25 protein-coding genes and 2 rRNA genes (1 of these 27 cut by a window edge) are annotated in these 23729 nt (G+C 41.2%); 1 reads left to right on the top strand and 26 read right to left on the bottom strand.

Features of this window, described 5'->3' with window-relative positions; all coding sequences use genetic code 11:
* Positions 1-40: 40 nt before the first annotated feature.
* From pth to metG, 15 genes are all read right to left on the bottom strand, one after another.
* Positions 41-604 carry an aminoacyl-tRNA hydrolase gene (pth, locus tag ACPF7I_RS00290; protein WP_042535914.1) on the bottom strand — a complete coding sequence of 188 codons (564 nt, stop codon included), beginning with the start codon at positions 602-604 and terminating at the stop codon, positions 41-43.
* A gap of 57 nt (positions 605-661) precedes the next feature.
* On the bottom strand, positions 662-1288 hold the full coding sequence (locus ACPF7I_RS00285; RefSeq protein ID WP_430745438.1) for a 50S ribosomal protein L25/general stress protein Ctc: 627 nt from the start codon (positions 1286-1288) through the stop codon (positions 662-664).
* Between the two features lie 56 nt (positions 1289-1344).
* Positions 1345-2295, bottom strand: coding sequence for a ribose-phosphate diphosphokinase (locus ACPF7I_RS00280; protein ID WP_042535909.1), 951 nt, complete (start codon positions 2293-2295; stop codon positions 1345-1347).
* 17 nt (positions 2296-2312) lie between these two features.
* A complete protein-coding gene (glmU, locus tag ACPF7I_RS00275) occupies positions 2313-3689 on the bottom strand; it encodes a bifunctional UDP-N-acetylglucosamine diphosphorylase/glucosamine-1-phosphate N-acetyltransferase GlmU (protein WP_430745440.1) in 1377 nt (458 codons plus the stop codon).
* Positions 3690-3874: 185 nt separating this feature from the next.
* Positions 3875-4165: a septation regulator SpoVG gene (spoVG, locus tag ACPF7I_RS00270; protein WP_003398210.1), complete on the bottom strand. Its 291-nt coding sequence runs from the start codon at positions 4163-4165 to the stop codon at positions 3875-3877.
* Between the two features lie 89 nt (positions 4166-4254).
* The gene (locus ACPF7I_RS00265; protein ID WP_430745442.1) at positions 4255-4635 is read right to left on the bottom strand and encodes a RidA family protein; all 381 of its coding nucleotides are present in this window, start codon (positions 4633-4635) and stop codon (positions 4255-4257) included.
* A 34-nt stretch (positions 4636-4669) separates the two neighbouring features.
* Positions 4670-5494, bottom strand: coding sequence for a pur operon repressor (purR, locus tag ACPF7I_RS00260; protein WP_430745443.1), 825 nt, complete (start codon positions 5492-5494; stop codon positions 4670-4672).
* 12 nt (positions 5495-5506) lie between these two features.
* Positions 5507-6373 (bottom strand): 4-(cytidine 5'-diphospho)-2-C-methyl-D-erythritol kinase, encoded by an 867-nt coding sequence (gene ispE, locus ACPF7I_RS00255; protein WP_181520970.1) that lies wholly within the window; start codon positions 6371-6373, stop codon positions 5507-5509.
* 127 nt (positions 6374-6500) lie between these two features.
* The gene (gene veg / locus ACPF7I_RS00250; protein WP_004888526.1) at positions 6501-6770 is read right to left on the bottom strand and encodes a biofilm formation stimulator Veg; all 270 of its coding nucleotides are present in this window, start codon (positions 6768-6770) and stop codon (positions 6501-6503) included.
* Between the two features lie 212 nt (positions 6771-6982).
* On the bottom strand, positions 6983-7861 hold the full coding sequence (yabG, locus tag ACPF7I_RS00245) for a sporulation peptidase YabG (RefSeq protein ID WP_430745445.1): 879 nt from the start codon (positions 7859-7861) through the stop codon (positions 6983-6985).
* Between the two features lie 73 nt (positions 7862-7934).
* Complete coding sequence (gene rsmA, locus ACPF7I_RS00240) at positions 7935-8822, bottom strand: 16S rRNA (adenine(1518)-N(6)/adenine(1519)-N(6))-dimethyltransferase RsmA (protein WP_430745447.1); 888 nt, start codon at positions 8820-8822, stop codon at positions 7935-7937.
* Positions 8815-9387 carry a ribonuclease M5 gene (rnmV, locus tag ACPF7I_RS00235; protein WP_430745449.1) on the bottom strand — a complete coding sequence of 191 codons (573 nt, stop codon included), beginning with the start codon at positions 9385-9387 and terminating at the stop codon, positions 8815-8817. The genes rsmA and rnmV overlap by 8 nt, the downstream gene beginning before the upstream one ends.
* A 61-nt stretch (positions 9388-9448) precedes the next feature.
* A complete protein-coding gene (locus ACPF7I_RS00230) occupies positions 9449-10642 on the bottom strand; it encodes a ubiquitin-like domain-containing protein (protein WP_430745451.1) in 1194 nt (397 codons plus the stop codon).
* A 204-nt stretch (positions 10643-10846) separates the two neighbouring features.
* A complete protein-coding gene (locus ACPF7I_RS00225; protein ID WP_430745453.1) occupies positions 10847-11614 on the bottom strand; it encodes a TatD family hydrolase in 768 nt (255 codons plus the stop codon).
* Between the two features lie 116 nt (positions 11615-11730).
* Positions 11731-13680: a methionine--tRNA ligase gene (gene metG, locus ACPF7I_RS00220; protein WP_430745455.1), complete on the bottom strand. Its 1950-nt coding sequence runs from the start codon at positions 13678-13680 to the stop codon at positions 11731-11733.
* Positions 13681-14169: 489 nt separating this feature from the next.
* Between metG and ACPF7I_RS00215 the strand changes: the two genes are divergently transcribed.
* Complete coding sequence (locus tag ACPF7I_RS00215; RefSeq protein WP_171700645.1) at positions 14170-14460, top strand: AbrB/MazE/SpoVT family DNA-binding domain-containing protein; 291 nt, start codon at positions 14170-14172, stop codon at positions 14458-14460.
* A 34-nt stretch (positions 14461-14494) separates the two neighbouring features.
* On the opposite strand, the gene rsmI is transcribed toward ACPF7I_RS00215, so the two are convergent.
* From rsmI to ACPF7I_RS00160, 11 genes are all read right to left on the bottom strand, one after another.
* Complete coding sequence (gene rsmI, locus ACPF7I_RS00210; RefSeq protein WP_430745457.1) at positions 14495-15361, bottom strand: 16S rRNA (cytidine(1402)-2'-O)-methyltransferase; 867 nt, start codon at positions 15359-15361, stop codon at positions 14495-14497.
* Positions 15362-15367: 6 nt separating this feature from the next.
* Positions 15368-16102, bottom strand: coding sequence for a tRNA1(Val) (adenine(37)-N6)-methyltransferase (locus ACPF7I_RS00205; protein ID WP_430745459.1), 735 nt, complete (start codon positions 16100-16102; stop codon positions 15368-15370).
* Positions 16103-16156: 54 nt separating this feature from the next.
* Entirely contained in the window at positions 16157-16504 is a 348-nt protein-coding gene (yabA, locus tag ACPF7I_RS00200) for a DNA replication initiation control protein YabA (RefSeq protein ID WP_003398194.1), read from the bottom strand.
* A 15-nt stretch (positions 16505-16519) separates the two neighbouring features.
* Positions 16520-17347 (bottom strand): PSP1 domain-containing protein, encoded by an 828-nt coding sequence (locus ACPF7I_RS00195; RefSeq protein WP_430745461.1) that lies wholly within the window; start codon positions 17345-17347, stop codon positions 16520-16522.
* Entirely contained in the window at positions 17340-18338 is a 999-nt protein-coding gene (gene holB, locus ACPF7I_RS00190) for a DNA polymerase III subunit delta' (protein WP_430745463.1), read from the bottom strand. Before holB ends, ACPF7I_RS00195 begins: the two co-directional genes overlap by 8 nt.
* Before the next feature lie 10 nt (positions 18339-18348).
* The gene (gene tmk, locus ACPF7I_RS00185; RefSeq protein ID WP_430745464.1) at positions 18349-18978 is read right to left on the bottom strand and encodes a dTMP kinase; all 630 of its coding nucleotides are present in this window, start codon (positions 18976-18978) and stop codon (positions 18349-18351) included.
* 1 nt (position 18979) lies between these two features.
* Positions 18980-20404, bottom strand: coding sequence for an aminotransferase class I/II-fold pyridoxal phosphate-dependent enzyme (locus ACPF7I_RS00180; protein ID WP_430745466.1), 1425 nt, complete (start codon positions 20402-20404; stop codon positions 18980-18982).
* 203 nt (positions 20405-20607) lie between these two features.
* Positions 20608-21726, bottom strand: a complete 1119-nt coding sequence (locus ACPF7I_RS00175; protein ID WP_430745468.1) for an RNA-guided endonuclease InsQ/TnpB family protein — start codon at positions 21724-21726, stop codon at positions 20608-20610.
* Between the two features lie 106 nt (positions 21727-21832).
* Positions 21833-22015 carry a sigma factor G inhibitor Gin gene (locus ACPF7I_RS00170; protein ID WP_019418065.1) on the bottom strand — a complete coding sequence of 61 codons (183 nt, stop codon included), beginning with the start codon at positions 22013-22015 and terminating at the stop codon, positions 21833-21835.
* A gap of 133 nt (positions 22016-22148) precedes the next feature.
* Positions 22149-22265 (bottom strand): 5S ribosomal RNA (gene rrf / locus ACPF7I_RS00165).
* 324 nt (positions 22266-22589) lie between these two features.
* Positions 22590-23729, bottom strand: a 23S ribosomal RNA gene (locus ACPF7I_RS00160); it runs 1786 nt beyond the window's last position.

The raw sequence follows: 23729 nt of genomic DNA, 5'->3' as shown, positions 1-23729 counted from the left end.
ATCGAATACATTTTGAACCATTTAGGAGGAATTTATTCAATTACTTATTGAATTCATTCATCACTTGAGCGAACGGAATGTGTAACGATCGCTCGCACGCATCAGCTGCCTTTTGAATGGCTTGATCAATATTTATTTTTTCTTCAGCTGTAAACCGACCTAACACGTAGTCGCTCACTTTCATGCCATTTTTCGGACGATCGATACCGATGCGGATACGTTTAAATTGCTCTGTCTTCAAATGATGAATAAGTGATTTCATCCCATTATGTCCGCCTGCACTTCCCTTCGGGCGTAAGCGAACCGTCCCTGTCGGTAAGTCTAAGTCGTCATAAATGACAATTACATCATCAACATCAATGTCATAATAATCCATCAACGGCCGAACACACTCGCCCGATAAGTTCATATATGTAAGCGGTTTGCATAATATGACTTTTTCTCCTGAAATGATACCACTTGCGAATATACCTTGAAACTTCGTTTGATTAAGGGCAAAACCCCAGCGATGAGCAAGTTCGTCAACGACCATAAAGCCTACATTATGTCTCGTTTGCTCATACTCTTTCCCGGGGTTGCCCAAACCAACAAACAGTTTTGCCATTTCCCCTGCTCCTTCTCTCCATACTGCAAAAGACGTAACCAATGATGGCTACGTCCGTCACGGCGTTGTTTCGCGTCCTTCTTCCGATTCCGGTTTTCCTGGCTCTTGCTCCTCACCGCTATGAATTTCTTCTTCTTGCTTCGGTGGCAAGATCGACGCGATCACTTCTGTCGGATCATGATTCATTTCGTAAACACCGTTCGTTTGAATATGTGAAACTGTAATAACATCGCCTACTTGTAAATTTGTTATGTCTATATCGATGGACGGCGGAATATTTGAAGGTAGCGCCCGAATGGACAATTGATGCATCGCCTGCTGCAGTACACCACCGTCTTTTACACCTGCCGCTTCACCAACCAAATGAATAGGAACGTGAACATCAATTTCTGTCTTTGCATCAACCGCTAAAAAGTCAATATGAATGACATCATGGCGAATCGGATGCTTTTGCATATCACGAACGATGATGCGAATATGATCGTCATTTAGCTTCGCGTCTAAAAGACCGCTCCCGCCAACAGCCCGCCATTGTTTCAAAAACTCGGCGGCATCAACAAAAACCGATTGGCTATTCGTTTTTTTTCCGTACAAAACAGCTGGGATGTGACCGTGTTTTCGCATTTGTTTCACATAAGAACGTCGATGATCTGTACGTAATTGAAGTTGTAACAATGAAATCACCTTCCTATTTTAGAATCGCTCATAGCTTCCCCTAAAATAGGAAGGTCTAAACGCCATTAATCGAACAATGCGCTAATCGATTGTTCTTCGTGTACGCGAATAATTGCTTCACCGATAAGCGGGGCAACAGATAGCTCTACAATTTTATTCGTTTTCTTCTCTTCAGGAATAGCAATCGTATTTGTTACAACAAGCTCTTTAATTTTTGAGTTTTGAATGCGTTCAATTGCTGGACCTGATAGAACTGGGTGCGTACAACATGCATATACTTCTTTTGCCCCATGCTCAGCTAACGCATTTGCTGCTAAAGTAATCGTTCCAGCTGTATCAATAATATCGTCCACTAAAATCGTCGTTTTCCCTTGCACATTACCAATAATGTTCATCACTTCCGCCACATTTGGTCTTGGACGGCGTTTGTCAATAATGGCGATAGGTGCTTTCAGGCGATCTGCCATTTTCCGTGCGCGCGTCACACCGCCGTGGTCTGGAGAAACAATGACAATGTCATCAAGTTGTTTTTCTTTAAAGTAATCTGCTAAAATCGGCACACCCATTAAGTGGTCGATTGGAATATCAAAAAATCCTTGAATTTGTGGTGCGTGCAAATCAAGTGTAATGACGCGAGAAGCACCAGCTGTTTCTAATAAATTGGCAACCAACTTTGCAGTGATCGGCTCGCGAGAACGGGCTTTCCGATCTTGGCGAGCATATCCGTAGTACGGTATAACGATATTAATGGTTTTGGCAGACGCCCGCTTTAATGCGTCAATCATAATGAGTAATTCCATTAAATGTTCATTCACAGGGGCGCTTGTTGATTGAATGACGTACACATCGCAACCACGAATGCTCTCTTCAATATTGATTTGAATTTCTCCATCGCTAAAACGGGAAACGGAGCATTTTCCTAGTTCAACACCAATGACTTTTGCGATTTCTCGAGCTAAAATCGGATTCGAATTTAACGAAAATAACTTTAAATTAGAATTCAAATACTGAGACATGGGTAAGTAAACCTCCATTAGGATTTTTTCTTCGCTTGCAGACGTTCAACATAATTTTCTTTATTGATTTGCCGAGCGCGAGCGATGGCTAAAGCTTCATTAGGTACATCATCAGTGATGGTGGAGCCAGCCGCTACATACGCCCCTCTTCCTACAACAACGGGAGCAACTAAGTTTGAGTTACAGCCGATGAACGCACCGTCTTCAATTTTTGTCACATATTTATTTACCCCATCATAATTTACTGTGATCGTACCGCAACCGATATTGACATCAGCGCCTACTTCAGCATCCCCGATATAGCTTAAGTGCGATGCTTTACTTCCATTTCCAAACGTCGCTTTTTTAATTTCGACAAAGTTTCCAATTCTCACATCGTCTCCAATTTTACATAGTGGACGAATGTGGGCAAACGGACCGATCGTTACATCTTTGCCTACTTCGCTATCGTGTACAACAGAATGACGAATCGATGTATTGTCACCAATACGACTATTTTTAATGTCGCTATTCGGTCCGATGATGCAATTTTCACCAATTACCGTATCGCCTTCAATCCATGTCCCAGGATAAATGATCGTATCCTGTCCAATGTGCACATCAGGTGCTATATACGTATGCTCAGGATCAATGATTGTCACGCCATTTGCCATATGTTTACGATGAATGCGCATACGCATAATTTTTTCTGCTTGCGCAAGTGCAATGCGGTCATTCACACCTAACGTTTCTTCAAATATTGGTGTTTCGTACGCTGAAATGATTTCGCCTTGTTTTTTCAAAATTTCGATGACATCTGGCAAATAATATTCCCCTTGCGCATTATCGTTCGACACTTTCGTCAGCGCTTCAAATAGCGCACGATTATCAAAGCAATACGTTCCTGTATTAATTTCACGAATCATTCGCTCTTTTTCTGTTGCATCTTTATGCTCGACAATTTTTTCGACATGTCCATCTTCATTTCGGACAATGCGACCATATCCCGTTGGATCTTCTGCAAGGGCGGTTAAAATCGTTGCTTTCGCTTTTGTTTGTAAATGATGTTGTAAAAGCGCTTCCATCGTTTCTGAGGTGATCAGTGGTGTATCTCCGCAAACAACGAGAGTCACACCATCTTTATTAGCTAAATGAGGTGCTGCTTGCATGACAGCATGCGCCGTCCCAAGCTGTTGTTCTTGAATGACGTACTCACTTTGATTGCCAAGTTGCTCTTTCACTCGTTCTGCTCCAAAACCAACAACTGTAATTAATCGATCGACATGTAACGTAGAAATTGCATCCACTACATGTTGTACCATCGGCTTTCCACACACAGGGTGTAACACTTTATACAGCTTTGAACGCATACGCGTTCCCTGTCCAGCCGCTAAAATGATCGCATACCGTTTCATCGTAAGGCCTCCATACCTCTCTTTATCCATATTGAATATATATCAATTATGTATGTATTTCAAGGAAACATTGTCATCTACCAAAAAAATTCATCATTTTCACTATATGTTCTTTACTAATAGGATGAACATCATTTTTCATATGAAAAGGACCCTTTTTTAACGAAAGGGTCCTCTCTTATGATTTACGAAGCACCTGCTTCTTCAAGCTCTTTTTCCAACTCACCAGCACGGTGATATTCAGCTAAAACCGCTTCTTGAATTTTCCCGCGGGTTGTTGAGTTAATTGGATGAGCGATGTCACGGAATTCCCCGTCAGGAGTACGCTTGCTTGGCATAGCGACAAACAAGCCATTATTGCCTTCAATCACGCGGATATCATGAACGACAAATTCATGATCCAACGTAATCGAAGCAATCGCTCTCATACGTCCTTCGGTATTCACGCGGCGTAATCTCACGTCAGTCACTTCCATTCTGTTCACCACCTTTTCCCTATATAAGAACTTAAGTGAATTTATTCCACGTTGTTTTTTATTTTCCTGCTAACATAAGAAAAATTTTTTTACGATTGTTTGACAAGTGCAACGACTTCAATTTCAATTAACGCATCTTTTGGCAAGCGGGCAACTTCAACGGCTGAACGCGCCGGTTTATGATCGCCAAAATATTGGCCATATACTTCATTCATCGCTGCAAAATCATTCATGTCTTTTAAAAACACTGTTGTTTTCACAACTGTTTCTAAAGACGCTCCTGCCGCTTCAAGTACAGCTTGTAAGTTTTTGAATACTTGATGCGTTTGCGCTTGAATGTCCCCTTGCACCATTTCTCCTTCTGGCGTTAAAGCAATTTGTCCAGAACTGTAAAACATGTTGTTCACAATAATGCCTTGAGAGTACGGTCCAATCGCTTGTGGAGCTTGATTTGTGTGCACAACTTTCATGTCTCTTCCTCCTGTATGTAAAAATCATTTATTTTTATTTGACAAAATGAAAGTAGTTTCCTTCTTCTACGGTAATTTGTTTTTCTTTGACATTCACAGACGTTAGTTTCACAAGGGAAACATATTCATCAACGAGTCTCTCTTCCGCTTCTTCGGATTCAACAAGCACACCAATGCCAACAACGTTTGCACGAAACTCTGAAAGCAAACTAATCATGCCGTTGATTGTTCCGCCAGCTTTCATAAAATCATCAACAATTAAGACGTTTGCTCCTTCTCTTAAACTCCGCTTAGATAAAACCATCGTTTGAATGCGTTTCGATGAGCCAGACACGTAATTGATGCTGACCATTGATCCTTCCGTTACTTTACTATCACGACGAATAATGACGACAGGTACATTTAAAAAACTTGCAACGGCATAGGCTAACGGAATTCCTTTTGTAGCAACCGTTACAACAAAATCAATATGTTCATGCGCAAACGCAGAAGCATATAGACGCCCGATTTGGTTGACGATGCCCGTATCACCGAGCAAATCCGTCATGTACAAATAACCCCCTGGTAATAATCGCTCAGGGTCTGCTAGGCTTGTACATAATTGCTGAATAAACTGTTTTGCTTCTGCTTCTGACATTTTCGGGACATATTGCACTCCTCCGGCAGCTCCAGGAAGCGTGCGCAACAAACCGATTCCTTGTTGTTCAAACGTTTGCTTAATAATAGCTAAATCTTCGCTAATGGACGATTTTGCTGATCCATATCGCTCCGCAAAAAAGGTCAGCGGTACAAGTTGATGTGGGTGATAAAGCAAATAGTGCGTCATATCCACAAGCCGACTGCTTCTCCTTAATTTCATGTGATAACCTCCTTATTGTTCGTGCCTTTCCCCAATTAATCGAACAGCATATACGTGTTCACAAAAGCCCCGCAACCCGTTATATACACGTTGCAAACGCGAATCGTGTTGAACAAGGCCAAATACGGTTGGACCACTGCCACTCATTAACGATACGTCTGCTCCAAAACGCTTCATTTGTTCTTTAATTTGAGCCACTTCGGGGTGCATGTTTAATGTGACACTTTCTAGTACGTTCCCCGCGAGCGCACAAATTTTTTCGTAATCTTTTTCTTTAATGGCAGCAACCATTCCGTCTACATTCGGATGATCAACAGATTGTAAATTCAAATTGCGATACACATCCGCCGTTGATACACCGATTGTTGGCTTTGCTAAAATGACCCAACTTGGTGGAGGGGCAGGGATATGTTCAATTTTTTCTCCGCGCCCTGTGGCAATTGCTGTTCCCCCATATACACAAAACGGAACATCCGAACCGATTTCTGCACCAATTTCAGCAAGCTCATCTAAACTTAAACCTAATCCCCAAAGTTTATTCAACCCACGCAACGTTGCAGCCGCATCGCTACTCCCACCTGCAAGACCTGCTGCAACAGGGATACATTTCGTAATAGAAATGGCTACACCGCGACGAACACCGAACTTTTCTTTCAACAATTTTGCGGCTTGATACGCTAAATTTCGTTCATCATCCGGCACAAAGCGATTGTGGGAGATAATTTGAATCTTATCACAGTACAAATCCATCAACTCTACACGGTCAGCTAAGTCAATTGTCGTCATTACCATTTTGACTTCATGGTAACCGTCCGGACGCTTATGTAATACATCGAGAGATAAATTAATTTTCGCTGGTGCTTTCACTAACAACCTCAATCTGTTCACCTACTTTTCCGACTTCAAACTTCTATCGACATTTTACCACAAAAAATAGTGAACAAATACGTGCCTTTTCAATAGCCATAAAAAAAGAGACTACCGATATCGGTCGCCTCCTTAACCGTTATGAATGTGAGCTACTCATCGCTACTTGTTCGTCATCTAAAAATGTAAGCTGCACCGTCTCTGTCAATACGTCTGCATAACTATATGATACACGTTCAAAAGCGTTTTCTTCTTGATCAAGTTCCACGACAAATACGGACGGATATGTTTGGGCTAACACGCCGCAACGCTCGATTGTCTTTCGACGCCCACCGTTCGCCTTTAACGTCAATCTTTTACCGAGATTTGAATCCAGAACTTTTTTAATTTCCGACAATGTTTTTCCCATCGTATCCACCTCACTATTATGTAGTATAACAAATAGAAATAAATAAGTCAAAAAATAAGAATTATATCAACAAAAAATATTTTATGTCAATACTTTTGTCTTTATTATGGACAATAATAAAAAAAATTATGTATAAAAAGCGTTAAAAAACAAAATGATATTGCCTCATCTTGTCTTTTTACCATAATGGCAAAAAGACAAGGGGCATTTGTTTATGTTTGCTCAGCAATCATCCGAAAAGGCATTCCGGTTCGCAACACACCTCGCGTCTCGACACCCCCAAGCCCTTTTTCCCCCGTTAACGTATTTCTCAATACATCCCATACGTTGACGCGATCCATAAAAGGAGTGAAACTAATGCGTGAGACGATATATACAGGATCAAGTGCATGAATATTGACGCGTGCAGGAGAGCTAGCAAAGTTCGCACCTGCCCGAATAAGCGATTCGAAATGAGATTGACAAGCGCCAGCGAAAATGACGAGTTGATCGAGATTCGGAATTTTTTTGCGCGCCTGTCGCACCGTTTGCACAAAATATTTCGAATGACGATACGCTTTTAAATCATCCACCGATCCTTTTGATTTTGAATATGCATCATGCCCAGTTACAACTAAAATATCTGGACGCACTTGTTCGAGTAGCGGAATAATACGATCAGGCATATCTGTTTCATGACAATGAACACCGTATACCGGAACCCCAATTCTTTCATACAGCTGCATGCATTTTCGTAAATAAAGCGGGTCTCCATCAATATGAAGCACTCGTCCTGGAAGCTGGAAAAAATCCATTTTCACTTCGTATCCACCAGTCGCTTCATATTCGCTTTTTTCTCGCAACAACCGGTAATCTTGACGCAGCAATTTATAACATTGTTCAATATGTTGTTTCTCTTTTTCTTCTCGCTTCTTTTTTTCTCGCTCATCAATAACAACTAAATCAGAAAATGGAGCGTCTGCGATGAGCCGAACGTCTTCTCCGTATAAAATTGCTTCTTTTTCCCCCTCTTTTTCTTTTATATCAATGACTCGAAACAAAATATCACATTCATATGATTTCCGTGCAACAATATCCCCAATTTGAATCATACACGCCCGCCCTTTCGTTTGTTTTGTTTGTAACATATGCAACGAAAGGATCGAACGTGTAAAAAAAGAGGCTTTAAGCCTCTTGCGAAAAAAAGTCGTATAGTCGGTCGCTCAAAATAGCAAATTCAGCGATAGTAAGCGTTTCTCCTCTTCGTTTCGGATCAATATGGGCAGCCTCAAGCGCCTTTTCAATTTGTTCTTTTTTCAGTTTGCCGTTTGGCAAATGACTCATTAAATTGTTTAAAATCGTTTTCCGCCGCTGTCCAAAACTCGCACGAACAACAGTAAAGAAAAAATCTTCATTCGACACAGAGACAGCAGGTTGTTCTCGCTTCAATAAACGAATGACTGCAGAGTCCACATTCGGTTTTGGCACAAATACCGTTCGTGGCACATGCATGACCGTTTCCGCGTGTGTATAATATTGAACTGCAATCGTTAAAGAACCGTAGTCTTTCGTTCCTGGCTTTGCTGCCATGCGCTCTGCTACTTCTTTTTGCAACATAACGACCATTCCGCGAATAGGTAAACGATCCGTTAACAACTTCATAACGATCGGTGTCGTGACGTAATATGGCAAGTTGGCAACAACCATAATATCTTCTACATCCTCTAACTGTTCCGATATCACTTGTTGAACATCGGCTTTTAAAATATCTTGGTGAATAATTGACACGTTTGAATACGGGGAGAGCGTATCCGCTAAAATAGGAAGAAGCCGTTGGTCAATTTCAAACGCGATCACTTTTTTTGCTCGGCGCGCTAATTGTTCTGTAAGCGCCCCGATTCCTGGTCCGATTTCAATAACACCTGTTCGTTCAGAAAGTTGAGCAAAATCAACGATACGATGTAGAATATTCGGTTCAATTAAAAAATTTTGTCCAAGGCTTTTTTTAAACGAAAAGCCGTATTTCGCTAAAATTTCTTTTGTACGAGTCGGTGTAGCAATATCTTTATACATGTTCTTCCTCCTGCACCACTTGCTTCATCGCTTCTACAAACTGCTCCTTTGAAATTTGAAACATTTGTAACCGCTTATGCAGTTGTTTTCCGTTTGTATATCCGATTTTTAATAGTTTACCTAACTTTTCACGCCGTGCGCGCGCTAGCGGTCCCCCGATTAATCCTGCATCGACAAGCTGCTGAAATGAAATCTCCTCATGCGGATCGATCATTTCTTCGTACACACTTAAAAGCGCTGTGCGAATCGCTTCAATGGAAGCATGCTCAACACCGAGACCTTTTCCGTGTTTTCCTCTCGCTTCCTCACGCGTTAAAAATGCGTGTTTACATCCCGGTACACGCTCAGCAATTGTCTTACGAATTTTTTCTCCTGGGTAATCAGGATCCGTAAAAATAATCACTCCTCGCTGTTGCTGTGCTAAACGAATGCGCTCGATCGTCTCTTCATTAATCGCTGCTCCGTTCGTTTCAATCGTATCTGCATCTACCGCACGGCGAATCGCCACTGTATCGTCGCGTCCTTCGACAACGATAATTTCCTTAATTTTCATAAAAACCTCCATCTGTTAACCGTTCTTCACTCATTATAACGAAAAAAACAGAGGATCGTGAAATCCTCTGCAGTTATTTTAAAATTTTAATTTTCACACGTTTCGTTCCCCAACGATATGCTGTCGATTTATCGGGGAAAAATACGTCGATTTTATACCCTCTCACATTCGCTCCTGTATCTGCAGCAACAGCATATCCATACCCCTCAACGTATACTTTTGTTCCGAGCGGAATGACACGCGGATCGACAGCGATCACCTTGGCGTTTGGATTTGAACGTAAATTTACGCCTGTTGCAGTCGTTCCAGAACATCCACCACAATACGCTGTATATGCTGTGGCAATCACATAAAGTTCCTCAGCCACTTCACTGCTTCCACGGGAAGCTAATATTCTCGGGGCTTGTTTTGTGCCAATGGCAACAATGCGACTTTTGCTCGGCTTAATTGTCTCTGTTTTAATAAGCTTGCGCGATACTTCTTTTCCGTTTTCTAAAATAACTTCATACTGCTTCGCGACAAGCCCTTTTTCTCCCTCGCTAATCACTTTTTGTTTCCCTTTTTCCAAATGTGCATCTTTCTTTTTTACAACGACGAAATTTACTGGTTCTTCCACTACATCGGTGACTTTTTCAACTCGAACAATGTTTATTTTCGTGTTTGGTTGAATCATGTCATTCAATTTTGGTTGAACGCGATCCAGCTCCCGCAATGTAATATGTTGTTTAGCTAAAAAGTCAGCGACCGTAGTCGAAGTAGACCAAACTTGTTGCTGTTTGCCGCCGTCATTTAATGTAATCGGAAACGCTTTACTTATCACTATTTTCATGTTGTCTTTTACTTTTTCATCAACGTTTGGTGATATTTCGTCATAATCACGAAGCTGGATTTGCTGAATATGCAATACATCCTTCACCGTTTTCGCCGTCGTCCTTATTCTCTTTTCTACCCCATCAACGACTAATACAATCGGCTTACTTGCTTCCCACTTAACGGTTAAATGGTCAACAATTTTAGTTTGTGGGGAAGGAGAGATAAAATCTTCTTGTTTTAACTGAATATTTTGTTCTTTTAGCAGCTCAGCAACCGTATTTGCATGCGTACGTACTTTTTGTTCTTTTCCGTTTGCATACAACGTCACCGTCTCTTTTGTCCATTCATAGCTAGCATATCCCGTCATGCTAGATAAGGCTAAAAACCCTCCTGTAGCAAGCGCAATCTTCTTTTTTGATGTTGATTGCAATAATTTTTTTACATACGTAATCAAAATAAAAACGCCTCCTTTTCCGATAGATGATCGCGACGACCCTCCCTTTCTATGAAGCTTATTATCTATTATTCAAAATATTCTTTCATAAGGGAAGGAAGACTTGTCGACAAGCTTATTGTATGCTTGTAAAAAAAGTTGTAGAACAATCTCGTTTCATCTTTTATTTAGACAAGCCTTCCTAATCATCGACACGATTCTCTATCAAATGATGCCGAATAATCGCTTCGCATTGTCGGACGTTTTTTGAGCCACTTCCTCAAAAGACACACCTTTTAACTCAGCAATCGCTTCGGCAATATATTTCACGTAGCTCGGTTCATTCCGTTTTCCTCGAAACGGATGTGGCGTTAAATACGGACAGTCCGTTTCAATAAGCAACCGATCAAGTGGAATTTCTTTCGCCACCTCTTTCGGTTTTTTTGCATTTTTAAACGTCACAGGACCGCCAAACGAAATATAAAAATTCATATCCATACATTGACGCGCCACTTCTATGCTTCCGCTAAAACAATGCATCACGCCCCCGACTTCCTCAGCGCGCTCTTCTCGTAAAATATCAACAATATCAGCTGTCGCATCGCGATTATGTATAATAATCGGCAACTTTACTTTTTTCGCTAAACGAATTTGTTTTCGAAATACTTCCTTTTGTACGTCTTTCGGTGATTGATCCCAATAATAGTCAAGCCCCATTTCACCGAGCGCTACAACTTTCGGATGCGCGGCTAAACGCTCAATCATAATGAGATCTTCATCAGTCATATGAATCGCATCGACAGGGTGCCATCCAACAGCTGCGTAAATAAAAGAATATTGCTCCGCTAACTCCATTGCCCGTTGAATAGTCGGTCGATCAAATCCGACAACAACAATATGTGACACACTTTCTGCACGCGCTCGTTCAATTACTTGTTCAACATCTTCGTTAAATTGTGTCGCATTTAAATGTGCATGTGTATCAAATAACATATAACCCCTCTTTTCTTCCGATGTTCAGTTTACCACACAATCCCGTTACATAAATCACAGCTATATAACAATTACATTACAAAATAGAAACAAAGAGGTGTTTTTGCAACACCTCTTTACTTCACTTTAGCTCCGTTTGGAAGCGATTCGTCAACTGTCGCCAATGACAATACGCCATCTTTTTCCCCAGCTAAAATCATGCCTTGCGACAGCTCTCCGCGCAATTTCACAGGCTTTAAATTCGTCACGCAAATGACTTTTTTCCCAATTAAATCTTCCGGTTTGTAATGTTTTGCAATACCTGATACGACTTGTCGCTTTTCATAGCCTAAATCAAGTTGTAATTTAAGCAAGCGATCCGCTTTTGGAATGGGCTCAGCATGAATGACTTGTGCAACACGCAAATCAACTTTCATAAAATCATCAATCGTAATTTCTTCGCTTTTCTCTTCATTTTGTTCCTGCTTTTCTTCTACGTTTGCTGACGTCCCTTTCATTTGTGCTTGAATATATTGCACTTCTTCTTGAACGTCTAAACGTGGGAACAGTGGAGCCCCTTTTTCAACCATTCGCTCATGTTGTGAAAAACCAAACGTTTGTAAGCTGTCCCAGCCCATTAGTTGTTCATCTTGAACGCCCAGTTGAGCAAACATTCGTTTTGGCGTTTCTGTTAAAAACGGTTGCAATAAAACAGCTACATACCGAAGAGACTCCGCTAAATGCGACATGACGGAAGCCAACTGTTCGTGCGCGGCTTCGTCCTTCGCTAATACCCATGGTTGCGTTTCATCAATATATTTGTTCGTGCGACTAATAAGCTGCCAAACAGCTGTTAAAGCTTGGGAAAATTGCATTTGTTCCATCGCTTCTTCATATTGTTTAACGGTATCATACGCCGTTTGTACAAGCTGTTCATCAAACGGGGTGTGCGTGCCACTATACGCAGGAATACGGCCTGCAAAATATTTTTCAATCATCGCTACCGTCCGGTTAAGCAAATTACCTAAATCGTTCGCTAAATCATAGTTTATGCGCTCAACAAAACCTTCCGGTGTAAACACACCATCTGAACCAAACGGCACTTCACGAAGTAAATAATAGCGTAACGCATCTAAGCCATACCGATCAATTAACGTAACTGGATCAACGACATTTCCTTTCGACTTCGACATTTTTCCGTCTTTCATGAGCAACCATCCGTGCGCAAACACTTTTTTCGGAAGCGGAAGATCTAAAGCCATTAACATAATTGGCCAGTAAATCGTATGGAAACGTACAATTTCCTTCCCAACAAGATGAACATCTGCCGGCCAGTACGTTTTATATTTTTCATCATTTTCTGTTCCATACCCTAACGCAGTAATATAGTTTGACAGCGCATCAATCCATACATAAATGACGTGCTTCGGATCGCCCGGAACAGGAATGCCCCAATCAAACGTTGTCCGTGACACAGCTAAGTCCTCTAAGCCCGGCTTGATAAAGTTATTAATCATCTCATTTTTGCGCGATTCCGGCTGAATAAATTGCGGATTTTCTTCATAAAACGCTAATAAGCGATCGACATATTTGCTCATGCGGAAAAAATATGATTGTTCTTTTACTTTTTCTACAGGTCGTCCACAGTCTGGACAATTACCTTCAACCAATTGTCGTTCAGTATAAAACGATTCACACGGAGTACAATACCATCCTTCATATTCATCTAAATAAATATCCCCTTGTTCTAAAAGACGGGCGAAAATTTTTTCAACGACTTGCTTATGGCGCTGTTCTGTCGTACGAATAAAATCGTTATAAGAAATGTCGAGTTTTTTCCAAAGTTCTTTAATTCCCGCGACAATGTCATCCACATATTGCTGTGGGGTAACCCCTTTTTCCTCTGCTTTTCGCTGAATTTTTTGACCGTGTTCATCTGTTCCTGTTAAGTACATCACATCATAGCCGCGCATCCGCTTATATCTTGCCATCGCATCGCCAGCTACCGTCGTATAAGCGTGGCCGATATGTAATTTATCGCTCGGATAATAAATGGGTGTGGTAATATAAAACGTCTTTTTTGTCACTTGTACCCCTCCTCTTTGCACGTTTAGTAGAAACGCTCTCGCCCAAAGGACGAGAGCGATTGCATATTTTTTATTCTTGATCAGTACATCTATTCCTCTTATCTCACCAAAATATACATAAAAATAAAGAGCGCTGTCAACTATTCGACATGGGATTGTCGACAAATCGTATACTTTTGTCGAATTTTGTCGAAAATATGTGAGAAAATTTGTCGAATTTATGTTGAATTTTGTCGAATAATATTTATAATAAGGTTTGTATCGTCTTGAAAAGTAGTTAAAAACTGTTATGCATCTCTTGTCAAATCGTTTGGATTTTGTCATTTCAACTATAATTTTGTCGAATTTTATGTGCAACGACATGTAAATCATACATTTTTTTTTATTGTTGCATATAAAAGGATTGACGCTTAATGGAAAAGTTGTTATGATAAATCCATAGAGATTTTGTCGAATATTGACGAAAAAAGATGAACAAAGGAGAGGAGAATAAACATGAAATCAACAGGTATCGTTCGTAAAGTCGATGAGTTAGGTCGTGTAGTTATTCCAATCGAATTGCGCCGCACGTTAGGCATTGCAGAAAAAGATGCGTTGGAAATTTACGTAGATGATGAGCGCATCATCTTGAAAAAGTACAAGCCAAACATGACTTGCGTAGTAACTGGGGAAGTATCTGACGACAACTTTAAACTTGCAGATGGAAAAATCATTTTAAGTAAAGAAGGCGCAGAAACGTTATTACAAGAAATTCAAAACCTTCTTCAACAATCAAAATAAAAAGTTTCTCTAGACTTTTCTAGAGAAACTTTTTTTACTTATGATACGCTTCATACACATCCCGCTTCGGTAATTGACGATCTTTTGCTACTTGTTTAATCGCTTCTTTCGACGTATATTGCTTCGCTTCTATATAATAATTTACATGTTCAACAATGGTTAAATCATTCCACCATATCGGTTCTTCCTCATGTATATGATTCCCTTCAACAAGAAGACAAAACTCCCCGCGAATTTCATGATGTTCTGCCCAATGCATCACCTCTTCGATCGTTCCGCGAATAAACTGTTCAAATTTTTTCGTTAGCTCGCGCGCCACAACCATTTTCCGATTCCCGAATACATGGTACATAATGGCCAGCGTTTCCTTGAGACGATGTGGCGCCTCGTAAAAAATGAGCGTATCTTTTATATGCTTTAGTTGTTCGAGCTCTTTTTCCTTTTCTTTTTTATGCCGTGGCAAAAATCCATAAAAATAAAAATGGCTCGTCGGAAGCCCGGATGCCGTCAGCGCCGTCACAGCCGCGTTAGCACCAGGGAGCGGAACGACTTTACAATTAACGTTTAATGCGCTCATAACAAGCTCATAACCTGGATCAGAAATCGTTGGCGTGCCTGCATCGCTTACTAGTGCAACATGTTTTCCTTCTAACAAGGCGGAAACAATTTTTTTGCCACTCGCCTCTTTATTATGTTCATGGTAACTTACAAGCGGTGTATGAATATCGAAATGATTCAGCAACTTTTTCGTTTGACGTGTATCTTCAGCAGCAATAAAGTGAACTGTCCGTAACGTGTCCACCGCACGAAATGTCATATCTTGCAAATTCCCGATTGGCGTTGGGACAATGTACAAAATTCCCTTTTCCCCTTCTTCGACAAAGCTTTTTTGTTCGTTCATGTGATCTCATTCCCCATATAAAATATATTTTAGTTCACCCGTATATTCCCCATTTTGTTCATACACGATTAGAGGTGGCAATATTTTTAGTCCTTTATTTCCGTCTTTTATCCCTTCAATTAAAATGGTGTTCGCCTCTTTTCCTTCTTTTGGATAAACGAATCGTAAACGTTTCGGCTCCAAACGGTATTGCCTCATCAATGTAACGATGTCTAACAAACGCTCTGGACGGTGAACAAAAGCCGCTTTACCACCTTGCTTTAACAATTGACTGCTAACGCGAATGACATCTTCTAACGTACAGTAAATTTCATGACGCGCAATGGCAAAATGTTCATTTTTATTGATCTCTTCTTGAGTGGGTGTTGGAAAATAAGGCGGATTGCACGTTACGACATCAAATTTACTATGTCCGAGATAAGCAGGCATATCTTTAATGTCACCATGAATAATGTCAATTTGTCCTTCTAGTCCGTTATATTGCACACTTCGTTTCGCCATATCATAAATCTTTTCTTGAATTTCGACACCAATAATTTTTCCTTTCGTCCGTTTACTTAGCAACAGCGGGATCACTCCGTTGCCTGTACACAAATCAACTAAATTTCCTTTTTGAATCGGAACGTATACAAAATTCGCTAACAATACAGCATCTAATGAAAAAGCAAACACGGATGGACTTTGGATAATTTTCATATCTTCTGCTAGCAAGTAGTCCAGTCGTTCATCTTCACGCAACATGTAAACTCCCTCTTTCTACAACAAAATAGCCTTCCAGACCATTTGTCAGAAAGGCTATTTTTTATTTAAAAATGACAAGCAAAACAAACAATCTCCATCGGTCCGTAAACTTCCGTAATGTACGTTGCAAATATGAAATCCCTCTTGATACAAGCGGGCTAAATTGTCATACCCTTCGCCTATATCGACTAACTTCGCTTTCGTTTGTTTTTTTCCTTGCTCTACTTTGTTTTCAGACAGCTGTTCGAGCCGTCTACGCAAATGGTCATTTTCCACTTGAAGCCGATGATTTTCTTCAATTAACTCCCCGAGATAATTTTTCAATTCCCCGAGCTGTTTATATAAATGGGCAATTTGTTCCTCGATGCTTGTTACAGATTGAAAAATCTCTTTTTTATTCACGCGCCATCCACCCCATTACTCCGTGGCTTGAGTAGGAAGAACTTTTTCTTTTATCAATTCATCAATTGTATACTCAATTACTCGGTCTTTGTCGACTAATTCCACTTGCAGCACTCTTTCTAAAATATTTAGCCCCACGACTTTTCCAAGCCCAAGAGGCGTCTCAATGACCTCACCTAAGTCCGGCAATTGTTCTTTTGCTGTTTCGTATTCATCGTTTTCATATTTTAAGCAGCACATTAATCGACCGCATAGTCCCGATATTTTTGTCGGGTTTAACGATAAGTTTTGATCTTTCGCCATTTTAATCGATACCGGATCGAAGTCGCCTAAAAACGTCGAACAGCAAAGCATGCGTCCGCACGGCCCGATACCACCTAACATTTTCGCTTCATCACGTACACCAATTTGTCTCAACTCAATCCTTGTGCGAAAAATAGCTGCTAAATCTTTAACAAGCTCGCGAAAATCGACGCGTCCATCAGCAGTAAAATAAAAAATGATCTTATTGCGGTCGAATGTATACTCGACATCGACAAGCTTCATTTCTAGCCCGTGTTCTTCTACTTTTTTTAAGCAAATGTCGTATGCTTCTTCGGCTGCCTTTTTATTTTCCTCTACAATAAGCTTATCTTTTTGATCAGCCATGCGAATCACTTTTTTTAATGGCAAAACAATATCTTTTTCATCGACTTGTTTTTTAGCCACAACAACCTTTCCAAATTCAATGCCGCGAACGGTTTCAACAATGACATAATCACCGTTTGAAATCGGTAAATCTCCAGGATCAAAATAATAAATCTTTCCTGCTTTCTTAAAACGAACGCCTACAACTTCATACAAATGCAGATCCCTCCCGCAACTGCAATACTAGCTGTTCCATTAAAAGCTGCGGATTCATATTCGTATGCAACCGCGCTTTTGCTTGTAAAATGGCCTTCATATGTTGGGCAATTTGCTTTTCAGAATAAAGAAAACGCGACCGCCGAAATTCACTTATGCAATCATCGTATGCAATTTGTTGTTCTTCTCCTAGTAACACATATAATAAATCTTTATATAAATATAATAATAAGTCTAATCCCATGCTCATTTGTTCTTTATTCGTGAAATGACTAAGCCAATGTTGTTGAATGACGAGCAACGCTTGGACATATTGCTTGTTTAATGCTTCATATAATTGTATCACTATTTTTCGTGCTTGTGCAAACCAATCATCTTGACTTAACTGAAAAGCTTCTTGTACATTATTTGTTAATCTGGCAGCTAATATGGCTAACTCCCGTGGTACACCTTGTTGTTGTAAATAAGCGTATATTTGTTCCGTTGGTAATGGATTGAAAGAAATAACTTGACAACGTGAAACAATCGTTGGGAGTATGCGATGTAATTGCTCTGTTAATAAAATGGCCACCGTTTTTGCTGACGGTTCCTCTAAAAATTTTAATAAACTATTCGCAGCTTGAACGGTCATTTGATCAGCATGCTCAATGATATATAGCTTGCGGCTCGATTCAACAGCCGTCTTTGTAAACTCCTCTTGCAGTTGCTCAATTTGTTGTTTTTTAATTGAGTTTCCATCAGGGACAACAAGATGAACATCTGGGTGATTACGAGATTGAATCCGCCGACAATTTACACATGTTTCACAAGGCTCATCATGTACATTTGTTAAACAAAACAAACGCTTAGCGAATAAAAGAGCGGCTTCTTTTTTCCCTGTTCCCTTTTGTCCTTCAAATAAATAGGCATGAGCCACTCTCCCTTTTCTTATACTGTTGACAATCATTTTCGCTACATGTGGTTGATTTGTTTCGAACGATTTCCATGACATAACGATCCTCTCACTTTCTTAAAAAAGGCTCAATCAATGCCCGTACGTCTTCAAATACTTTTATTATCGACTGAGTAGCGTCTACTTTTTTTATGCGATTTGGAAAACGATCTAATAACATCATATATCCATCACGCACTCGCTCATGAAACGCTAGTTCCTCTAAATCAAGTCGATTCACTTCTCTTAACCCATTTTCGCGAATACGCGCTAAACCAAGCGCTGGATCAATATCAAAGTAAATGGTTAATGTCGGCATCCAACTTTCAATCGCAAACGCATTAATAGCCAATATCTCATCTATTCCTAAACCGCGCGCTACCCCTTGGTAAGCAAGAGAACTGTCAATAAAACGATCGCAAAGAACGATTTTTCCTTCCTCTAACGCAGGAATTACTTTTTCAACTAAATGTTGTCGTCTCGCCGCTGCATAAAGTAAAGCCTCTGTTCGCGCATCCATTCGATCATTATTAGGATGCAAAATGACGGAACGAATTTGCTCAGCGATATCAATTCCGCCTGGCTCACGCGTCGCAACAACGTCAACATGTTGCTTCGTTAAGTAATCATTTAACATGCGAACGATCGTTGTTTTCCCTGCTCCCTCGGGACCTTCAAATGAAAAAAATAAGTAGTTCATCTTAAGCCTCCTCAAAAACTTCAATATAATCCCCATCTATATCTGTTTGAAAATATGCCCCTGTTTGCTTCAAGTATTGAATAAGCTCAATATGTTGCTTTGTCACAATTTCTCCAATAAGTAAAATAGGAATCCCAGGTGGATAAGGGACAACCATTTGAGCACAAACACGTCCGACTGCATTATAAAGCAACACTTGCTTTGTTCGCCTACCTTTAATCCATTCATAACTCACAGCTTGACAATGCTTTGGTAATTGAATTCGTTCATATTCGTTTTGTCGTTCGCTTCGGATAGATTGTAGCGCACGTTTTATTCGCTCTGTAATCATTTGAAATTGTTTCATTTTTGCAAGCGGATAAACAAGTAATACATTATATGGATCAGCCATTTCTGTAAAAATTCCGTTCCTTTCTAATAGCTGCTGCAACTCATAACCTGAATGTGCACTGCGTGTTTGTAGCGTAATCTTTAACAAGTCTGTTCGAACGAGTGGATGCTGCGATTCTACAACATGAATTGCCTCGATTCCTCGCAACTGTTGCTTAAATAATTGAATTTGCTCAACCATTTCATTAATCGTTTCACGTGTCTGTTGCGCAACATAAGCGCGAGCCAAATCAAGCGAAGCCATAATTGGATAAGATGGGCTGCTTGTTTGAAAAACTTGCAAAAAGTATCTTAACGTACGTTCATCTATGAGATCACTATTAAAGTGCAAAAAAGAACCCATAGTCAAGGCTGGAAGCGTTTTATGGGCTGATTGTACAACAATGTCTGCCCCACACTCAACAGCCGATTTTGGAAAAGGTTCCCCGAGCACAAAATGAGCTCCATGTGCCTCATCCACTAAAACAGGCATGCGATAAGAATGGGCCAATTGAATAATTTTTGTTAAATCAATAGACATCCCGTAATAGTTTGGATTTGTTAAAATGAGCGCAGCGGCATCTGAATGCTCACGCAATGTATTATAGATTGTTTCAAACGATACAAAAGACATTACGCGAACATCTTCATCAAATTCCGGGGAAATAAAAATCGGTGTCGCCCCAAGGAGATGTAGCGCATGTAAAACGGATTTATGGCAATTACGTTGTACAATAACTTTTTTATTTTTTTCGCATGCAGCTGTAATCATCGCTAAATTACCGGAAGTAGAACCGTTAACTAAAAAATATGTCCGTTTAACCCCATACAGTTTTGCCGCTAATTGTTGCGCCTCTTCAATCGCTCCCGTTGGATGATGTAAGTCATCTAAATGCGAAAGTTCCGTTACATCTAAATGTAACAACGGTACAAAAGAAGAAAGAGCCTCTTCATAAAAAACAGCTCCATATTTATGCCCTGGTACGTGAAATGAAATCGGTTGTCTCGAGGTATGTTCACATAAAAGTGTATATAGAGGTGTTTTTGTTTGGTCCATCTTTATTCGTTTCCTCGCTCACGTTTTTATATATTTATCTTAAAATAAAACAGGCCCTAATCATAGTAGGGGCCTTTTGTTGTCAACTACCCAACGACTAAAGTCGAGGGTTTGCAACTCCCCAGAAGTGCAAGCGGACGGTGTCCTCCTTCCTTCATTTGGGGTTGCATCAGGGCAGGTTGACAGCTACCCAACCACCAACGTCATGCGTTCGTGGTTACTTCAACGATGTACTCGATTCCTTTTCGTTGAAGATTCATCGCACCGACTCGGTCATCGTTTGTTGTGTATTGGCACGTTTTGCAACAGAATGTGTGCGTTTTCCTATTTCGGTTCGCTTTCTCTGTATGTCCGCATTTTGGGCAAGTTTGGGAAGTATATGTCGGATCAACCGCAATCACTTTGGCTTGGTGTTTACGTGCTTTGTACTCGATTTTTTGTCTTAAATCATAAAACGCCCAAGACACAAGTTCATACCGATGGTTGACGGACACTTTTTCTGTTGCTTGGCGAACGCCTGTTAAATCCTCTAACACAAACAGCGTGTTCTTGCCATAACGCTCAACGAGTGCCTTACTGATGCAATGGTTGACATCTTGCATCCAACGGTTTTCTCGTTGACCGATTTTCTTTAATCTTCTGCGGGCAGAGGGGGTTTGCTTTTTTTGTAGTTGTCTGCGGAGTTGTTTATACTTTGCCCGTTTGTGTTTGATGTGTCTACCTTTGAAAAATAGCGTCTGTCCGTTCGAATCATAAACGGTCGCAATGAAATTTACGCCCATATCTACGCCAACCACTTGGCGAATCTGATGAAGGCTAGCTTCTTCCATTTCTTTGGATACAGGAATATGGAGAAACCACTTTTGATGTTTGTTCACTAACTTTGCTGTTCCAAACGTCCATGTTCCGTCGAAATACGTTTCAAGTCCTTTCGTTTGAAAAGGAACTTTGATTCGTCCTTCTAACGTATTGATGGAAAACAATCCTTTTGTTAGACTGTAATCTCGGTTAAACACGAGGTCGATTTGCGGTTTTTTAAACGCAATCTGACAACGCTTATGTCCATTGGTTTGGTTCGTTTTATATTTTGCAATCACCGTTTTTAACACAGACTGTGCCATTTGAGATTTTAAGCCAAATGTAGAACGGAGTTTTCGATACATCATTTTGTGAAGTTTGGCTTGCACAAGGGTGTTTTCTTTGAATATCACTTCCGACACAGCGTTACAACCATCACAATACGCTTGCATCGTTTTTTGAAGAAGCTGTTCTTGTTCAGATGTGGGTAAAATTTTAATTTTTGCTGTTAAAGTCAATTTCATTTGTTCACCACCTTTCACTAATTTTATTTTATCTTATTTTTAGTGAAAAATAAAGAAAACTCGCATTCCTCCCATGAATGAATTCAGGGGTTTCCTGCGAGATTCTTCATGAATATATTTTATTCTCTCCTATTTTTTTCAGCCGATCAACGTAAAATTTGTATTTTTCATCATTTGTTTCCGTTTGGATGAGATCGTTATGACAATCCATGCATATAAAATGATGAAAAACATGAATCCCTTTTTTATTTTGTCCATCACATACAATGCAAGTTTCTTTATAAGACATTTGTTCTCCACCTCCCGCTAACAGTTTTCCCAGTTTCATATAACAATATACTTCGAAAACAATCATTTGGTGCGGGAGTATAACAAAAGCGAAAGTAAAAAGACCAAGACTAAATCGTCTTGGTCTTCTCTTTGCCCGGCAACGTCCTACTCTCGCAGGCGGTGTCCCGCCAACTACCATCGGCGCTGGAGAGCTTAACTTCCGTGTTCGGGATGGGAACGGGTGTGACCTCTCCGCCATCGTCACCGAGCAATATGATGAAGAATTATTCCTTCAAAACTAGATAACAGGACTAAACAGTCGCCTACGCCTTTCTTGTTGTCTAGCTTCGAACTAACATCCTCCTCCGCCTTTGCTTTTTCCGTTCGACGTGCACGCACGTCTTCGTCAAAAGCTTTTGGCTCCGTCGGATGTTTTCTTGACTACGTCAAGAACCGTTCTCCGCTTTTCTTACTGTCTAGCTTCGGCTCCTAGCCCCTCGAATCGCTTCAGTCCTGCTGTGGCGGCAACAGCCTCCTCGCAGGCCTTTCGCGCTCTTCGTGGCTGAACAGTCGCCTACGCCTTTCTTGTGTGCTTAGTTAAGTCCTCGATCGATTAGTATCCGTCAGCTACACGTGTCGCCACGCTTCCACCTCGGACCTATCAACCTTGTCATCTTCAAGGGATCTTACTCGCTTGACGCGATGGGAAATCTCATCTTGAGGGGGGCTTCACGCTTAGATGCTTTCAGCGCTTATCCCTTCCGCACATAGCTACCCAGCTGTGCCCCTGGCGGGACAACTGGTACACCAGCGGTGCGTCCATCCCGGTCCTCTCGTACTAAGGACAGCTCCTCTCAAATTTCCTACGCCCGCGACGGATAGGGACCGAACTGTCTCACGACGTTCTGAACCCAGCTCGCGTACCGCTTTAATGGGCGAACAGCCCAACCCTTGGGACCGACTACAGCCCCAGGATGCGATGAGCCGACATCGAGGTGCCAAACCTCCCCGTCGATGTGGACTCTTGGGGGAGATAAGCCTGTTATCCCCGGGGTAGCTTTTATCCGTTGAGCGATGGCCCTTCCATTCGGAACCACCGGATCACTAAGCCCGACTTTCGTCCCTGCTCGACTTGTAGGTCTCGCAGTCAAGCTCCCTTCTGCCTTTACACTCTTCGAATGATTTCCAACCATTCTGAGGGAACCTTTGGGCGCCTCCGTTACGCTTTGGGAGGCGACCGCCCCAGTCAAACTGCCCACCTGACACTGTCTCCCACCCCGATCAGGGGTGCGGGTTAGAATCTCAGTACGACAAGGGTGGTATCCCAACGGCGACTCCACCTAGACTGGCGTCCAGGCTTCTCAGTCTCCCACCTATGCTGTACATGTCGCACCAACATTCAATATCAGGCTGCAGTAAAGCTCCACGGGGTCTTTCCGTCCTGTCGCGGGTAACCTGCATCTTCACAGGTACTATGATTTCACCGGGTCTCTCGTTGAGACAGTGCCCAAGTCGTTACACCTTTCGTGCGGGTCGGAACTTACCCGACAAGGAATTTCGCTACCTTAGGACCGTTATAGTTACGGCCGCCGTTTACTGGGGCTTCGGTTCGCACCTTCGCTTGCGCTAAGCGCTCCCCTTAACCTTCCAGCACCGGGCAGGTGTCAGCCCCTATACTTCGCCTTACGGCTTCGCAGAGACCTGTGTTTTTGATAAACAGTCGCTTGGGCCTT

Source organism: Anoxybacillus dikiliensis, from assembly GCF_050613275.1.
Taxonomy (GTDB): domain Bacteria; phylum Bacillota; class Bacilli; order Bacillales; family Anoxybacillaceae; genus Anoxybacillus.
This window is presented reverse-complemented; position numbering and strand designations above follow the sequence as displayed.

Excerpts from the sequence above, each read along its gene's own strand:
- pth (WP_042535914.1), bottom strand. The coding sequence starts at position 604 with ATGGCAAAACTGTTTGTTGGTTTGGGCAACCCCGGGAAAGAGTATGAG.
- yabG (WP_430745445.1), bottom strand. The coding sequence starts at position 7,861 with ATGATTCAAATTGGGGATATTGTTGCACGGAAATCATATGAATGTGAT.
- glmU (WP_430745440.1), bottom strand. The coding sequence starts at position 3,689 with ATGAAACGGTATGCGATCATTTTAGCGGCTGGACAGGGAACGCGTATG.
- ACPF7I_RS00280 (WP_042535909.1), bottom strand. The coding sequence starts at position 2,295 with ATGTCTCAGTATTTGAATTCTAATTTAAAGTTATTTTCGTTAAATTCG.
- ACPF7I_RS00205 (WP_430745459.1), bottom strand. The coding sequence starts at position 16,102 with ATGTTGCGTGAAGATGAACGACTGGACTACTTGCTAGCAGAAGATATG.
- rsmA (WP_430745447.1), bottom strand. The coding sequence starts at position 8,822 with ATGTATAAAGATATTGCTACACCGACTCGTACAAAAGAAATTTTAGCG.
- rsmI (WP_430745457.1), bottom strand. The coding sequence starts at position 15,361 with ATGAACGAACAAAAAAGCTTTGTCGAAGAAGGGGAAAAGGGAATTTTG.
- ACPF7I_RS00170 (WP_019418065.1), bottom strand. The coding sequence starts at position 22,015 with ATGTCTTATAAAGAAACTTGCATTGTATGTGATGGACAAAATAAAAAA.
- holB (WP_430745463.1), bottom strand. The coding sequence starts at position 18,338 with ATGTCATGGAAATCGTTCGAAACAAATCAACCACATGTAGCGAAAATG.
- purR (WP_430745443.1), bottom strand. The coding sequence starts at position 5,494 with ATGAAATTAAGGAGAAGCAGTCGGCTTGTGGATATGACGCACTATTTG.
- veg (WP_004888526.1), bottom strand. The coding sequence starts at position 6,770 with ATGGGAAAAACATTGTCGGAAATTAAAAAAGTTCTGGATTCAAATCTC.
- ACPF7I_RS00225 (WP_430745453.1), bottom strand. The coding sequence starts at position 11,614 with ATGTTATTTGATACACATGCACATTTAAATGCGACACAATTTAACGAA.
- ACPF7I_RS00180 (WP_430745466.1), bottom strand. The coding sequence starts at position 20,404 with ATGGACCAAACAAAAACACCTCTATATACACTTTTATGTGAACATACC.
- ACPF7I_RS00265 (WP_430745442.1), bottom strand. The coding sequence starts at position 4,635 with ATGAAAGTTGTGCACACAAATCAAGCTCCACAAGCGATTGGACCGTAC.
- rnmV (WP_430745449.1), bottom strand. The coding sequence starts at position 9,387 with ATGGAGGTTTTTATGAAAATTAAGGAAATTATCGTTGTCGAAGGACGC.
- ACPF7I_RS00175 (WP_430745468.1), bottom strand. The coding sequence starts at position 21,726 with ATGAAATTGACTTTAACAGCAAAAATTAAAATTTTACCCACATCTGAA.
- spoVG (WP_003398210.1), bottom strand. The coding sequence starts at position 4,165 with ATGGAAGTGACTGACGTGAGATTACGCCGCGTGAATACCGAAGGACGT.
- tmk (WP_430745464.1), bottom strand. The coding sequence starts at position 18,978 with ATGAACTACTTATTTTTTTCATTTGAAGGTCCCGAGGGAGCAGGGAAA.